Below are 13927 nucleotides of genomic sequence, written 5' to 3' on the forward strand. Positions count from 1 at the left end.
GCGCGGATGGCGAAGGAGAGTGTCCGTGGCGGAAAACGGCCTGCAAGCCTGGATGCGAACATTGCTTGCCTATGTTCGTTCAGGCGACCCCGATCTCACCAACCGGCAGATGGCGCTGCTTCTGCTGGTTTATCTGAAACCCGGCCCGCATACCGTGCGTGGCCTGGCCAAGGCACTCAATGTTTCGAAGCCGGTCGTCACCCGCGCCTTGAATCGCCTTGGCGCGCTCGGCTATCTGCGCCGCCAGCGCGACGATGCGGACCGCCGCAACATCTTCGTCGCACCGACGCGAGAAGGGGCGGACTTCCTTGAACATTTCAAAGCGCTCATCGGCGGCGCCGGCAACGGCCAAAGCGGAGAGAAGCGCAACCACCGCGCCGAGGCCCGCGAACCGGTGCACGCCTGACCGGCCGAAATTCGCGCTCACCGGCCCATCGCGGGCACTCGACCATCGGCAGAACGCCGCCCGCCGCGACCTTGCCGACATCGCCGTCGCGGGCCAGTGGTTCGCGCCGCATTATGCGGTGCCGGAACCGAAAATCTGCGGAATCGAGGGTGCCGACATTCTTTCGGCCGACAACAAGGGCGCGCGGATCAGCCAATTGCTGCCCGGCGAAGTCTTCGCGGTGCTGGAACGAAGCGGCGACTGGGCGTGGGGCTATAGCGGGCACGACGGCTATGTCGGCTATGTTCGCGCCGATGCCCTGACCGATGCGGCGGAGCCGAGCCATGTCGTCGAGACCTCCACGGCCCTGATGTTCGCTGAGCCGTCCAGCCGAACCGCCGTGATCGCCGTGCTGCCGATGGGGAGCCGCCTGCGCGGGGCCGAAGAGGACGAATTTCTTCGCACGGAGCAGGGGTTTGTGGCGATGCAGCAGTTAAGGCGTTGCGGCGAGCGGCTCGCCGATCCGGTGGCAGCGGCGGAACGCCTGATCGACACGCCCTATCTGTGGGGCGGGCGCGGGATCGGCGGGATCGATTGTTCGGGCCTGGTGCAGGTCGCGTTCGGCCTCGCTGGAATCGGCCTGCCGCGCGACAGCGACCAGCAAATCGCCGCAGGCCGGGAAATCGGCGGTGCGCTCCGCCGTGGCGACCTGCTGTTCTGGGACGATCACGTGATCCTGATGAGCGAGGAGGATCGCGCGATTCACGCCAATGGCCATTGGATGCGCACGACCGAAGAACCGCTGGCCGATATCGTTGCGCGGACAGGCGAGCCGATCGCCAGACGGAGAGTGCTGCCATGACCGCAAATGTGTTCATCGACGGCGCCGCCGGCACGACCGGGCTGGAAATTGCGGACCGGCTTGCCGGGCGCGACGACCTGACGCTGATCCGGCTGGACGACGCCCGCCGCAAGGACCCCGCCGCGCGGCGCGAGGCATTGAACGACGCCGACGCCGTCATTCTCTGCCTGCCCGACGCGGCTGCCCGCGAGGCGGTGGCGCTGATCGACAATCCGCACGCGCGCGTGATCGACGCCTCCACTGCGCATCGGGTTGCAGGCGGCTGGACCTATGGTTTTCCCGAGCTCGAGCCGGATGCGCGCGAACGGATCGCGGCGGCGACACGCGTGTCCAATCCCGGCTGCTATCCGACCGGCTTCCTCGCCCTGGTGCGGCCGCTGGTGCGCGCCGGGCTCCTCGACCCGGCGACGCCGCTCAGCGTCAACGCCACGTCCGGCTATTCGGGTGGCGGCAAGGCGATGATCGCTGCGTTCGAGGACGCGCAGGCGCCCGACGCGACCGACACGGCGTTCCGGCTTTACGCGCTGGGGCTCGGCCACAAGCATGTGTCGGAGATGCAGCGCCATGCCGGGCTGGATCGGCCGCCGCTGTTCGCGCCGGCGGTGGCCCGCACCTGTCGCGGCATGATCGTCGAAGTGCCGCTACCGGTCGCGCCGCCATTGGCGGAGATCCGGGCTGTGCTGACGGAGGCCTATGCCGGGCGGGCGCTGGTCCGCGTTGCATCTGCCGAGGAAGCGGACGCGATGAGCCTGGTCACGATCGAACGGCTCGCCGGCACCGACGCGCTTGAGCTGTTCGCGTTCGGAAACGAAGGCCAGGCGCGGCTGGTCGCCGTGCTCGACAATCTCGGAAAGGGCGCCGCGGGCGCCGCGGTGCAGAACCTGAACCTGATGCTCGGATTCGACGAGCTCAGCGGGTTGCGGATGTAGATTCCCCTCCCTGAATGGGAGGGGAGTCAGTCTGAATTCAGCCGCGCAGGAAGCCGGCGAGCTCGTCCTTGTTGACGGCGCCGCTCTTGTCCTTGTCGGCCATCGCGAAAGCCGCCGTGGTCCAGGCTTCGGGATCCGGGACCGCGGCTTTCTGCGCCGGGTTCTGCTCGCGGAGCGCCGTCATCCAGGCGCCGAACTCCGTCTTGGACAGGTTGCCGTCGCTGTCAGCGTCGTATTTCGACCAGTCAGCCGAGACCACCGCTGCAACGGCATCGGCGGAATTGGCGGGCTGCTCGGCCGCAGCAGCGGCGGGGGCTTCCGAAGCGGCAGGCGCAGTCGTCTGAGCCGTCGCACTCGGCGTAGCGGTCGCAGCCGGCGTGGCTGCGGCAGTCGGCTGCTGCGCCGTGGTCGACGGCGTCGCCGTTGGGGCCGGCTCAGCCGTCGGCGTCGCGGCGGGCTGGGCCGCGCTGGTGGAAGGGGGCGCCGCAGTTTGCGACAGCGCCGGAGCAGCGATCGCAACCGCGCTCACCAGCATAACACTCTTAAGCATCGGAACTCCTTCGTATTTTTCTTCGCATTTTCTTGTTCATTTGGCGTCAAGCCATTGAAAACGCTCACCCTGTTGAAGCTGAACGTCAACAACGATATGGTTCCCTTCGTTCCGTAAGGCCATCGTTTGCGAGGCCCTTCCGTCCCTGCTATCGGCCGGCTCGTCGTAAACGCCCCACAAGAGCAGCTTCATGATCCCCCGTTATTCTCGCCCCGAGATGGTCGCCATCTGGGCGCCCGAGACTCGTTTCCAGATCTGGTTCGAAATCGAGGCGCACGCGCTCGATGCGATGGCGGAACTGGGCATCGTCCCGAAGGACGCGGCGGCGAAGGTGTGGGACGCGCATCGGAACAGCCCTCCGTTCGACATCGCCCGGATCGACGCGATCGAGGCGGAAACGAAGCACGACGTGATCGCCTTCCTGACGCACGTCTCCGAGCGGACCGGGCCGGAAGCGCGCTTCCTGCACCAGGGCATGACCAGCTCGGACGTGCTCGACACCTGTCTGGCCGTGCAGCTGTCGCGGGCCGCAGACATCCTGATCGCCGACATCGACGCGCTGCTGGCGGTGCTGAAGCGCCGCGCGTTCGAGCACAAGCTGACGCCGACGATCGGCCGCAGCCACGGCATCCATGCCGAGCCGGTGACGTTCGGGCTGAAGCTGGCCGAGGCCTATGCCGAGTTCACCCGCAACCGCGCGCGCCGGATCGCGGCGCGCGCCGATGTCGCCACCGCCGCCATTTCGGGCGCGGTCGGCACCTTCGCCAACATCGACCCGCGCGTCGAAGCCTATGTCGCCGAGAAAATGGGCCTGACGCCGGAGCCGGTCTCCACCCAAGTGATCCCGCGCGACCGCCACGCGATGTTCTTCGCGACATTGGGCGTGATCGCCTCCTCGATCGAGCGGCTGGCGATCGAGGTGCGGCATCTGCAGCGCACCGAAGTGCTGGAGGCGGAGGAGTATTTCTCACCGGGCCAGAAGGGCTCGTCGGCGATGCCGCACAAGCGCAACCCGGTGCTGACCGAGAACCTGACCGGCCTTGCGCGGATGGTGCGCGGCTATGTGACGCCGGCGCTGGAGAATGTCGCGTTGTGGCACGAGCGCGACATCAGCCATTCGTCGGTCGAGCGCTATATCGGCCCCGACGCGACGATCACGCTCGACTTCGCCCTCGCCCGCCTGACCGGCGTGGTCGACAAGTTGCTCGTCTACCCCGAGCGGATGATGAAGAACATGAACCGCATGGGCGGCCTGATCCATTCGCAGCGCGTGCTGCTGGCGCTGACCCAGGCTGGCGCGAGCCGCGAGGATGCCTACAAGCTCGTCCAGCGCAATGCGATGAAGGTGTGGGAATCGGACGGCGCGCTGCCGCTCGAAGAACTGCTCAAGGCCGACCCGGACGTGACCCGCTATCTGCCGGAAACGGAGATCGCGGACAAATTCGACCTCGGCTACCATCTGAAGCACGTCGACACGATCTTCGACCGGGTATTCGGGGCTACCTCATAGCAGACTAAATGCCGCCGGATATTCGACTGCTCCGGAAGCCGCGGGCAGCGGCGACACGAGCGGCAGCAGCATGAAATGTGAGCCAGCATAGGGGCTTTCGAAAGCGCGCGCAGCGTCCGCTCTGAAACCAAATCGCGCATAATAGGCCGGTGCGCCGAGCAGGAAGATGCCTTCCCATTTCGCGGCCTGCGCCCGCTCGATTGCAGCGCCCATCAGCATGGCGCCGATGTCCTGGCGCTGTCGGGCGGGCGCGACCGCCAAAGGCGCGAGACCGAGCGCCCGGAATGGCGCGCGCATCCGGGACAGCAGCACATGGCCGGCGATCGCGCTGCCATCGACGGCGACGAGTTCGGCGACGACATCGCCATCGGCACGTAGCGCCTCGACCAGGCGGGCTTCACCGTCCTGACCGAAAGCGTCGCGCAGGAGGCGCCCGATCGCAACGCGATCGCTGTCTCGCGCGTCGCGAATGTGCAGCTCAGCCGCCGATGGCACTCTTCAGCTTTTCGAAGAAGCCGCGGCTTTGTGGGCATTCGTCGCCCGTCTCGGTGGCGCGGAATTCTTCCAGCAGCGCCTTCTGCTTCGAGGATAGCTTGGTCGGCGTCTCGACCTCGATCTGGATGACCAGATCGCCGGTGCCGCGGCCGTTCAGGACCGGCATGCCGGCACCGCGCTGGCGGAGCTGCTTGCCGGACTGGATGCCGGCTGGAATGCGGATTTCGTGGGGCACCTTGTCGAGGCCGGGCACCTCGATCGATCCGCCAAGCGCAGCCGTGGTGAAGCTGATCGGCGCGCGGCAATAGAGCGTCGTGCCTTCGCGCTCGAAGATCGGGTGCCGCGCCACGTGCAGGAAGATATAGAGGTCGCCGCAGGGCGCGCCGCGCGGGCCGCATTCGCCTTCGCCGGTCAGGCGAATGCGCGTGCCTTCGTCGACGCCGGGCGGAATCGTCACCGACAGCGTCTTCTGCTTGTCGACCCGGCCTTCGCCGAAGCAGACGCCGCACGGATCGGCAATCACTTCGCCCATGCCATGGCAGGTCGGGCAGGTGCGCTCGACCATGAAGAAGCCCTGCTGCGCGCGGACCTTGCCCATGCCGCCGCAGGTGTTGCAGGCGCGCACGCCCGCGCCCGACTTTGCGCCAGTGCCGGCGCAGGCGCCGCACTGGGCCGAGACGTCGATCGTGACTTCGGTTGCCTTGCCGTGAAACGCGTCTTCGAGGCTGATCTCCAGGTCGTAGCGCAGATCGGCGCCCCGCTGCGGGCCGCGCGGGCCCTGGCGGCCGCCCATGCCGAAGATGCTTTCGAAGATATCGGCAAAACCCTCGAAACCCGCGCCGGCCTGGTGGAAGCCGCCGCCCCCGCCCTGGAACGCGGCATGGCCGAAGCGGTCATAGGCGGCGCGCTTCTGCGGGTCCTTCAGGCACTCATAAGCTTCGTTGACAGCCTTGAATTTGGCTTCGTTTTCCTTGCACCCGCCATTCTTGTCCGGGTGATATTGCATCGCGAGCTTGCGGTATGCGGACTTGATCGTCGGCCCGTCGGCCGTGCGTTCGACCCCCAGCAGTTCGTAATAATCGACTTCGGTGCTCATGCTGACCCCGGAAGCATGCGTATCTCGATTTCGCTCGATACGAACGGACGCGGGTAGACCCTAAAGCCGTTCGCTTCGAGCGAAGTCGAGAAGCGTTTCAACGCAATCAGCCCTTGTTCTCGTCCACTTCCGAGAATTCGGCGTCGACGACATCGTCGTCCGCAGCGGCGCTTTCCGGAGCTTCCGCGCCCGGCGAGGCGGCCGCGGCCTGTTCCTTCTCGTAGATCGCCTGGCCGAGCTTCATCGCCGCCTGGGCGAGCGCCTGGGTGGTCGAGGTCATGCGGTCCGCATCGCCGCTCTCGACCGCGGACTTGGCTTCGCCAAGCGCGCTTTCGATTTCCGACTTCACCGACGCGTCGACCTTCTCGCCATGCTCGGCGAGCTGCCGTTCGGTCGTGTGGATCAGGCTTTCGGCGTTGTTCTTCGCTTCGGCCGACGCACGCCGCTTCTTGTCCTCTTCAGCGAAGCGTTCGGCATCCTTGACCATCTGGTCGATGTCGGAGTCCGAAAGGCCGCCCGAGGCCTGGATCCGGATCTGCTGTTCCTTGCCGGTGCCTTTGTCTCGCGCCGACACATTGACGATGCCGTTCGCATCGATGTCGAACGTGACCTCGATCTGCGGCACGCCGCGCGGCGCAGGCGGGATGCCGACCAGATCGAACTGGCCGAGCAGCTTGTTGTCCGCCGCCATTTCGCGCTCGCCCTGGAACACGCGGATCGTCACCGCCTGCTGATTGTCGTCGGCGGTCGAATAGGTCTGCGTCTTCTTGGTCGGGATCGTCGTGTTACGATCGATCATCCGGGTGAAAACGCCACCTAAGGTCTCGATGCCCAAGGACAGCGGCGTCACGTCCAACAGCAGCACGTCCTTGACGTCGCCCTGCAGCACGCCGGCCTGAATGGCCGCGCCCATCGCCACGACTTCGTCAGGATTGACGCCGGTGTGCGGGTCCTTGCCGAAGAAATTCTTCACGACTTCGCGGACCTTCGGCATGCGGGTCATGCCGCCGACCAGCACCACTTCGGCGACGTCGGACGCCTTGATGCCGGCATCGGCCAGCGCCTTCTTGACCGGCTCGATCGATCGCTGGATCAGCGGCTCGACCAGGCGCTCAAGATCGGCACGGGTGATCGTTTCGACCAGATGCAGCGGCGTGGTTGCGCCGCCTTCCATGCGCGCGGTGATGAAGGGCAGGTTGATCTCGGTCGTCTGCGCGGACGACAGCTCGATCTTCGCCTTTTCGGCCGCTTCCTTAAGCCGCTGCAGGGCAAGGCGATCGCTCTTGAGGTCCATGCCCTCCTTCGCCTTGAACTTGTCGGCCAGATATTCGACCAGCTTCGCGTCGAAGTCCTCGCCGCCCAGGAACGTGTCGCCGTTGGTCGACTTCACCTCGAACACGCCGTCACCGATCTCGAGGATCGAGATGTCGAAGGTGCCGCCGCCAAGGTCGTAGACGGCGATCGTCTTGCCGTCCTGCTTCTCAAGCCCATAGGCGAGCGCGGCCGCGGTCGGCTCGTTGATGATGCGCAGCACTTCAAGGCCCGCGATCTGGCCGGCGTCCTTGGTCGCCTGGCGCTGTGCGTCGTTGAAGTAGGCGGGAACGGTGATGACTGCCTGGGTGACGGTCTCGCCAAGATACTGCTCCGCGGTTTCCTTCATCTTCTGGAGCGTGAAGGCGCTGATCTGCGAAGGCGAATAATCCTGGCCGCCTGCCTGCACCCACGCATCGCCGTTCGGGCCGCGGACGATGTGATAGGGCACCAGTTCGGTGTCCTTCTTGGTGATCGGATCGTCGAAGCGACGGCCGATCAGGCGCTTGACCGCGAAAATCGTGTTGTCGGGATTGGTGACCGCCTGGCGCTTGGCCGGCTGGCCGATCAGCCGCTCGCCGTCCTTGGTGAAGGCGACGACGGACGGCGTCGTGCGCGCGCCTTCGGCATTCTCGATAACCTTGGGCTTTCCGCCCTCCATCACGGCCACGCAGCTATTGGTGGTGCCGAGATCGATCCCGATGACTTTGGCCATTGTTCCTCTATGTGCCCCTATGCTCGATATCGTTCAGGCAGCCGCCGACATGGCGACCACCCGCGTTACGCAGGCGATATAGGGCGGCTTGTCCTTGTCGCAAGGACAGGCAAATCGTAGGGAAAAGCGTCCGTTACCAATCGGAGGCTGCCCCATGACCCGCATCGCCCTGATCGGCCTGACCGCCCTGTCCGCCCTCGCGCTCGCCGGATGCGCGAAGAAGCCGCAGCTGAACGTCACCGACGCGTACATCCGCTATTCGCCGGTGCCGGACAATCCGTCGGCCGCCTATTTCACCGTTCACGGCGGCGATCAGGAAGTTAGCCTGATCGACGTCTCCACCGAAGTCGCGATCCGCACCGAAATGCACGAGAGCATGAAAGCGGGCGACATGGCCTCGATGAAGCGCGTGACGAGCGTGCCGATTCCGGCGCGCAGCATCGTCAAGTTCGAGCCCGGCGGGCTGCACGTGATGCTGTGGAACATCAATCCGGGCCTGAAACCTCCCAAGGTCGTTACGCTGACCTTCGCCTTCTCCAACGGCGAACGCATCAAGGCGGACGCCCCGCTGCTCGCGATGGGCGACGCAGCGCCGGGAGGGAAGTGAGGTCGCTCGGGGGCGGGATGAGGGATAGGGGCCGCCCTCTCACCCTCGGCGAGCGCACCCTCGCCGCCTCGATGTTCGGCAGCGCGGTCGACTATGACCGCGTCCGCATCCATGCCGCCAAATGGTGGCCGTTCCAGCCGCGTCGCATCACCATGGCGCCCGACGGCCATATCTGGTTCCACCCGCAAGGCGGGATCTATTGCGACGATTTCGCGGCGCAGAACCTGAGCGCGCAAGGGCTGCTCGTCCATGGACTGACGCATGTCTGGCAGCACCAGCGCGGCATTTTCCTGCCGCTCGCCCGCCATCCCTTCTGCCGCTACGATTACGCGCTGAAGCCCGGCTGGCCGCTGCCGCGATACGGGCTCGAACAGCAAGCAGAGATTGTGCGCCACGCTTTCCTGCTGCGGCAGGGCGCCGCGGTGCGCGGCGCGCCGCCGCTTGCGCAATATGAGACTTTGCTGCCGTTCGACTGAGATGTCACGATCGCCCGGCGCCGGTCGTCTGGGGAGCGGAGGTGGGGATGACGAGCAAGCTGACACGCATATCGAACCTGATCGCGCTATTACTGGGCGCCGCCATGGCCGCGAACGGGCTGGCGATGCTCGGCGACCCGCAGGCTTGGTACGCGCGCGTGCCCGGCGTGATCGCGACCGGCGCCTTCAACCAGCATTTTATCCGCGACATCGGGCTCATCTACCTGCTGATCGGACTCGCCTTTGCGGCCGGAGCGTTCAGGTCCGCCCTGCGGCTGACCTTGTGGGCCGCCGCAACCTTGTGGCTGGCAGGCCATGCGCTTTTCCACCTGTGGGAAGTCGCCGCAGGCATTTGCGGCAGCGACGCGATTCCGCGCGACTTTCCAGGCGTGACGCTGCCCGCGCTGATCGGGATTGGCTTAACGATCCTGTCATGGCGCGAGACGAGGCTTCGCAATCCGGAGCGACGCTGACCGGCTTGCAAATGGCTGGCCGAGCAGCCATGCTCACTCAGACGGAACGGGGGGTAAGTTCTTGCGGCTGCTTGGAACATTCGTCTTTGCCATGGCCGCTGCGGTGCCGCTGAGCCCGGCATCGGCGGAGCCGGCCTTCTACTTCTACAAGCCCGCAGTGGAGCGGCAGGCCTTCGAAGCCGATCTCGGCCAGTGCATCGAGCTGGCGGGCGGCGTGTCGGTGCACGCCAATGCGCCATATGCCGCAAATCCCTACGCCGCGGCGGCCGGCGCCTTCTTTGCCGGGATGATGGCGTCGCGCGAACGAAGGGCGATGATCGGCAGCGTCATGCGAACCTGCATGGCAGACAAAGGCTATCGCCGGGTGGTCGCGCCGAAGCCGGTGGTGAAGGAACTCGGTTCGCTCAAGGATCAGGACAAGATGGCGCGGCTGTTCGATCTTGCCAGTCAGGCAAGTCCGTTGGGGGAGGTGCTTCCACGATGATCGGTTGGTCCCGCTTCGCAGCACTGGCGCTGGCGATCGCGCCGTCGTCGGCCCAGGCCGTTGCGCTCAAACACGTTCCGGCAGCGCTGAGTCCGGCCAAGGCCTATATTCTGGTCGAATACAAGCGGGTGCCGAATCCGATGGCCGGTGTGCCGCTTTCCGCAAAATACTTGCCGCAAATGGGCGGACTGGCCTTCGCCCGCTACGACGCCGCGTTGGGCGATGTTCGCGGCCTGGGAAAGGCAGCGTCCAGTCCCGTCGCCGGCAAGGCGGGTCCGATCGAGGCGTTCCGGAACCGTCCGGTGCTCAAGGCGGAAGGGTCGCTGCTATATCTGCTGGAGGTCGAACCCGACACCTATGTCGTGCTGGGCTGGGCCAACACGTCCTTTTCGCTCGGTTCCTACAGCTTCGAGGCGAAGGCGGGGACCGTCACCGATCTCGGCGTGGTATCCGCCGCGCCAGACTGGCCCAAAGGCGAGGAACCCGAGCCGATGACCGTCGGCAAGCTGTTCGGCGCAGCGCTTGCCGGCCCGTTCGCGAAGGCGCGTCCCGTCGCCCCGTCGCGGCTGACGTTCCGGCCCAGAGGCGCCGACGATATCCCCGTTCCCGCCGGCCTGGCTCCGGACAGGGTCGTGCCCGTGTCTTTCAGTTACGGCGCGACCTTCGGCAATTATCTGGGCGGCCTCGTCAACCGGATCGACGGCGTCAATGCCGATCACGCGTCGGCAGCGACGCCGGTGGAGTCCGCTCCAACCGAACAATAGTCCGGATCAGGCGGCTGCCGCCGCTTCGATGATCGGCACGAAATCGGCGGCGGTCAGGCTGGCGCCGCCGACCAGCGCGCCGTCGACATCGGCAACCGCCATCAGTTCGGCGGCGTTCGACGGCTTAACCGACCCGCCATAGAGGATGCGAACGGCGTCCGCTTCGGACCCGAGCAAATCGCGCAGCTTGGCGCGAATCGCTGCGTGCATCGCCGCGACGTCGGCCGCAGTCGGCGTGCGGCCGGTGCCGATCGCCCAGACCGGCTCATAGGCGACGACCAGCTCCGAAGCTTTCGCGCGCGCCGGGATCGAGCCCTGCAGCTGCGCTTCGACGACCGCGACCGCATGGCTGGCGTCGCGCTCGGCCTCGGTCTCGCCGACGCAGACGATCGCGATCAGGCCGGAATCGATTGCGGCGCGCGCCTTGGCGCAGACTTCCTCGTTGGTCTCGCGCTGGTCGGTGCGACGCTCGCTGTGGCCGACGATCGCGAGCCTGGCGCCCGCTTCCTTCAGCATTTCGGCGGATACGCAGCCGGTGTGCGCGCCCTTGGGATTCTGGTGGCAATCCTGCGCGCCGACCGCGAGGTCGCCGCGCATCGCCGCCGCGCCGATCAGCGTGAATGGCGGGCAGATCGCGACGTCGACGGAGGGATTCGCCCGTGCCGCGGCGGCGATGCCGTCCAGCTCAGCCAATTGCGCCAGGCTGCCGTGCATCTTCCAATTGCCGGCCACCAGCTTGCGTCGCGTCATGTCACTCCCCTTTCACCAGTGCGCGCCGGTTAAAGGAAGGCCGCCGCAACGCGCAAGCTTGTCGGTTCCGGGCGCCGTCTCTAAAGCACCGCTTTCCCTGACTGTTCTGGATCGTCGATGCTCAATTCCTTCCGTCGCCTGTCGAACTCCAAGATCGGCCTGATCGTCCTCGCGATTCTCGGCGCGATGATCGGGCTGGGCTTCGTGATGATGGACATGCAGAACATCACGGGCGGCATGGGTGGCGCGACCGGCGATACCGTCGCGAAGGTCGGACGCCAGCGCATCGGCTATGCCGAGCTGCAGGACCGCGTCCGCCGCGCCTTCGAAGCCGCCCGGCAGCAGCAGCCCGAGCTCACCATGGCGGAGTTCGTGCGCCAGGGAAGCGTCGAGCAGATCCTCCAGCAGCTGGCGGACGGCGCGGCGCTGGAACAGTTCGCGAAGCAGCAGGATTTCGGCGTCAGCCGCAAGATGGAGGATGCGCAGATCGTCTCCGCACCTGCCTTCCGCGGCCTGAACGGCAAGTTCGACCAGAGCGCGTTCGAGGCCTTTCTCTACCGCCAGCGCGTGTCGGAGAAGCAGGTCCGCGCCGATCTGGCGCGCGACATGTACCTGACCCAGCTGCTGGTGCCCGTCACCGGCGCATCGCTGGCGCCGGCGAGCCTCACGCTGCCTTATGCGTCGATGCTGCTCGAACAGCGCAGTGGCCGCGCGCAGTTCGTGCCCGTCTCCGCCATGAAGGCGCCGCCGCCCACCGATGCTGAGCTGCAATCCTATTACCGGAAGAACATCGCCCGCTACACGACGCCGGAGCGGCGCACGGTCCGCTATGCGCTGATCAACCGCGCCGATTTCGAGGCAGCCGCACAGCCGACCGACGCCGAGATCGCCGAGGCCTATGAAGCGAAAAAGGCGGATTATGCGCCCAAGGAAACGCGCACGATCACCCAGGTGATCCTGCCGAACGAGGATGCGGCGCGCGATCTCGCCGCCAAGGTCGCGGCCGGCAGCTCGATGGCCGATGCGGCCCGTGCGCGCGGACTGGAATCGGTCACGCTCAGCGACCAGACCCAGGCCGCCTATGCCGAGGCCAGCTCGCCGGCGATTGCCGCGGCGGTGTTTTCGACGCCCGAGGGCAAGGTCGCGGCGCCTGCGCGCTCCGGTCTCGGCTGGCACGTGGCGCGGGTCGACAAGATCACCGCGGTGCCGGGCAAGACGCTCGACCAGGTGCGCGGCGAGCTGGCCGAGCAGCTGAAGAAGACAAAGGCCGACCAGACGCTGGCGGATGCGATCGCCAAGATCGAGGATTCGATCGCCGATGGCGCAACCTTCGACGAGGTCGTGACCGCCGCCAAGCTGAAGCCCGTCACCACCCCCGCACTGCTGAAGGACGGCCGCAATCCCGACGCGCCCGACGCCGCAGTCGCGCCGGAACTGCCGGCCGTCATGAAGTCCGCCTTCGGCATGGAGGTCGGCGACGATCCGGTGACGGACCAGGTCGTGCCGAACCAGGTCTTCGCGGTCATCAAGACCGACAGCGTCGTACCGCCGACGCCGCAGCCGCTCGCTTCGATCCGGGACAAGGTCGCCACCGACTTCGGCGCGGAACGTGCGCTGGCAGCGTCGCGCAAGGCGGCGGAGGCGATGGCTGCCAAGATCAATGGCGGCACGGCCTTCGCCCAGGCGGTGAGCGGCACCGGCGTGCCGCTGCCGTCGTCCACCACGCTCGAAGGCCGCCGCGGCGAGCTGCTTCGCGACGGGGCGCAGCCGCAGCCGCAGATGGCGGCGCTGTTCGAACTGACCCGCGGCAAGGCCCGCGTCGTGCCGGCGCCGGACAATAGCGGCTGGTACGTCGTCGCGCTCGATGGGATCGTCGCCGGCAATGCGCAGAACCAGCCGCAGCTGATCGAGGCGACGCGCGTGCAGTTCTCGCCGGTGCTGGGCCAGGAATATGGTCAGCAGCTCGCCGCCGCCGCACGCAAAACGGTCGGCGTCGAAATCAACGCCGCTGCGGTCGCCCGCCTCAAGGCCGAGCTGATCGGCGGCGCACGCGGCCAGTGACGCGCGACCGCAGCGACGATTCCGAGACGATCGGGACCCTCGCTGCGGGCCGGGCGGCGTTCGTCTGGCGGCGACAGATCGCCGATACCGACACACCCGTTTCGGCCGCGCTTGCGCTGATCGAAACCGGCCGCGGCGATTTCCTGCTCGAATCGGTCGAAGGCGGACAGACGCGCGGACGCCACAGCCTGATCGGCCTCGCGCCGGACCTGATTTTTCGCGCAGAGGGCGACCGGGCGGAGATCAATGGGGAGTCGGTCGAAGGCGGCGCGATTGCCGCGCTTCGCCAGCTGGTGGAGCGCTGCCGTGCCGACGTGCCGCCCGAGCTTCCCGGCACCGCCCCTCGACTGCGCTCGGGACGAGCGAACTGGGGATACTGGAGTTTGGCCGCAGCCGCGTCGATCCGCTCCCAGGCATCGGCCACCCGCCGCTCCGGATCGCCATCCCCCGGCCAGAGCG

At 66.8% G+C, this 13927-nt stretch carries 15 protein-coding genes and 1 pseudogene; 11 read left to right on the top strand and 5 right to left on the bottom strand.

Annotation, left to right across the window (positions count from 1 at the left end):
- Positions 1-52 precede the first annotated feature (52 nt).
- From VFT73_RS06305 to argC, 3 genes are read left to right on the top strand one after another with little or no spacing between them, the layout of a single operon-like run.
- On the top strand, positions 53-406 hold the full coding sequence (locus VFT73_RS06305; protein WP_326409331.1) for a MarR family transcriptional regulator: 354 nt from the start codon (positions 53-55) through the stop codon (positions 404-406).
- Entirely contained in the window at positions 309-1247 is a 939-nt protein-coding gene (locus VFT73_RS06310; protein ID WP_326409317.1) for a C40 family peptidase, read from the top strand. The genes VFT73_RS06305 and VFT73_RS06310 overlap by 98 nt, the downstream gene beginning before the upstream one ends.
- Positions 1244-2176: an N-acetyl-gamma-glutamyl-phosphate reductase gene (gene argC / locus VFT73_RS06315; protein ID WP_326409318.1), complete on the top strand. Its 933-nt coding sequence runs from the start codon at positions 1244-1246 to the stop codon at positions 2174-2176. The genes VFT73_RS06310 and argC overlap by 4 nt, the downstream gene beginning before the upstream one ends.
- Positions 2177-2213: 37 nt before the next feature.
- Here the strand turns inward: argC and VFT73_RS06320 are convergent, their stop codons facing one another.
- Positions 2214-2726, bottom strand: coding sequence for an EF-hand domain-containing protein (locus VFT73_RS06320; RefSeq protein WP_326409319.1), 513 nt, complete (start codon positions 2724-2726; stop codon positions 2214-2216).
- Between the two features lie 190 nt (positions 2727-2916).
- Between VFT73_RS06320 and purB the strand changes: the two genes are divergently transcribed.
- A complete protein-coding gene (gene purB, locus VFT73_RS06325; protein ID WP_326409320.1) occupies positions 2917-4236 on the top strand; it encodes an adenylosuccinate lyase in 1320 nt (439 codons plus the stop codon).
- Here the strand turns inward: purB and VFT73_RS06330 are convergent.
- From VFT73_RS06330 to dnaK, 3 genes are all read right to left on the bottom strand, one after another.
- Entirely contained in the window at positions 4231-4731 is a 501-nt protein-coding gene (locus tag VFT73_RS06330; protein WP_326409321.1) for an N-acetyltransferase, read from the bottom strand. The two genes, purB and VFT73_RS06330, sit on opposite strands and share 6 nt — an antisense overlap.
- Complete coding sequence (gene dnaJ / locus VFT73_RS06335) at positions 4715-5827, bottom strand: molecular chaperone DnaJ (RefSeq protein ID WP_326409322.1); 1113 nt, start codon at positions 5825-5827, stop codon at positions 4715-4717. The genes VFT73_RS06330 and dnaJ overlap by 17 nt, the downstream gene beginning before the upstream one ends.
- 106 nt (positions 5828-5933) lie before the next feature.
- A complete protein-coding gene (dnaK, locus tag VFT73_RS06340; protein ID WP_326409323.1) occupies positions 5934-7853 on the bottom strand; it encodes a molecular chaperone DnaK in 1920 nt (639 codons plus the stop codon).
- Positions 7854-8007: 154 nt separating this feature from the next.
- On the opposite strand from dnaK, the gene VFT73_RS06345 reads away from it, so the two are divergent.
- From VFT73_RS06345 to VFT73_RS06365, 5 genes are all read left to right on the top strand, one after another.
- A complete protein-coding gene (locus VFT73_RS06345) occupies positions 8008-8460 on the top strand; it encodes a copper chaperone PCu(A)C (RefSeq protein ID WP_326409324.1) in 453 nt (150 codons plus the stop codon).
- 17 nt (positions 8461-8477) lie between these two features.
- A complete protein-coding gene (locus VFT73_RS06350) occupies positions 8478-8936 on the top strand; it encodes a vgr related protein (RefSeq protein ID WP_326409325.1) in 459 nt (152 codons plus the stop codon).
- 47 nt (positions 8937-8983) lie between these two features.
- A complete protein-coding gene (locus tag VFT73_RS06355) occupies positions 8984-9409 on the top strand; it encodes a hypothetical protein (protein WP_326409326.1) in 426 nt (141 codons plus the stop codon).
- Positions 9410-9500: 91 nt separating this feature from the next.
- Positions 9501-9893 carry a hypothetical protein gene (locus VFT73_RS06360; protein ID WP_326409327.1) on the top strand — a complete coding sequence of 131 codons (393 nt, stop codon included), beginning with the start codon at positions 9501-9503 and terminating at the stop codon, positions 9891-9893.
- Complete coding sequence (locus VFT73_RS06365) at positions 9890-10657, top strand: hypothetical protein (protein ID WP_326409328.1); 768 nt, start codon at positions 9890-9892, stop codon at positions 10655-10657. Before VFT73_RS06360 ends, VFT73_RS06365 begins: the two co-directional genes overlap by 4 nt.
- Positions 10658-10663: 6 nt before the next feature.
- Here the strand turns inward: VFT73_RS06365 and tpiA are convergent, their stop codons facing one another.
- A complete protein-coding gene (tpiA, locus tag VFT73_RS06370) occupies positions 10664-11407 on the bottom strand; it encodes a triose-phosphate isomerase (RefSeq protein WP_326409329.1) in 744 nt (247 codons plus the stop codon).
- A 117-nt stretch (positions 11408-11524) separates the two neighbouring features.
- Between tpiA and VFT73_RS06375 the strand changes: the two genes are divergently transcribed.
- Positions 11525-13468, top strand: a complete 1944-nt coding sequence (locus VFT73_RS06375) for a peptidyl-prolyl cis-trans isomerase (protein WP_326409330.1) — start codon at positions 11525-11527, stop codon at positions 13466-13468.
- Positions 13465-13927 (top strand): annotated as a pseudogene (locus VFT73_RS06380) (hypothetical protein); the annotation flags it as partial. The gene VFT73_RS06375 and the pseudogene VFT73_RS06380, both read left to right, overlap by 4 nt.

The sequence above is a fragment of the Sphingomonas sp. genome (assembly GCF_035758555.1).
GTDB lineage: Bacteria > Pseudomonadota > Alphaproteobacteria > Sphingomonadales > Sphingomonadaceae > Sphingomonas_B.

Coding starts and splice junctions, on each gene's coding strand:
- VFT73_RS06320 (WP_326409319.1), bottom strand. CDS start 2,726: ATGCTTAAGAGTGTTATGCTGGTGAGCGCGGTTGCGATCGCTGCTCCG.
- argC (WP_326409318.1), top strand. CDS start 1,244: ATGACCGCAAATGTGTTCATCGACGGCGCCGCCGGCACGACCGGGCTG.
- dnaK (WP_326409323.1), bottom strand. CDS start 7,853: ATGGCCAAAGTCATCGGGATCGATCTCGGCACCACCAATAGCTGCGTG.
- VFT73_RS06375 (WP_326409330.1), top strand. CDS start 11,525: ATGCTCAATTCCTTCCGTCGCCTGTCGAACTCCAAGATCGGCCTGATC.
- VFT73_RS06365 (WP_326409328.1), top strand. CDS start 9,890: ATGATCGGTTGGTCCCGCTTCGCAGCACTGGCGCTGGCGATCGCGCCG.
- VFT73_RS06360 (WP_326409327.1), top strand. CDS start 9,501: ATGGCCGCTGCGGTGCCGCTGAGCCCGGCATCGGCGGAGCCGGCCTTC.
- VFT73_RS06305 (WP_326409331.1), top strand. CDS start 53: ATGCGAACATTGCTTGCCTATGTTCGTTCAGGCGACCCCGATCTCACC.
- dnaJ (WP_326409322.1), bottom strand. CDS start 5,827: ATGAGCACCGAAGTCGATTATTACGAACTGCTGGGGGTCGAACGCACG.
- VFT73_RS06350 (WP_326409325.1), top strand. CDS start 8,478: ATGAGGGATAGGGGCCGCCCTCTCACCCTCGGCGAGCGCACCCTCGCC.
- VFT73_RS06355 (WP_326409326.1), top strand. CDS start 8,984: ATGACGAGCAAGCTGACACGCATATCGAACCTGATCGCGCTATTACTG.
- VFT73_RS06345 (WP_326409324.1), top strand. CDS start 8,008: ATGACCCGCATCGCCCTGATCGGCCTGACCGCCCTGTCCGCCCTCGCG.
- purB (WP_326409320.1), top strand. CDS start 2,917: ATGATCCCCCGTTATTCTCGCCCCGAGATGGTCGCCATCTGGGCGCCC.
- tpiA (WP_326409329.1), bottom strand. CDS start 11,407: ATGACGCGACGCAAGCTGGTGGCCGGCAATTGGAAGATGCACGGCAGC.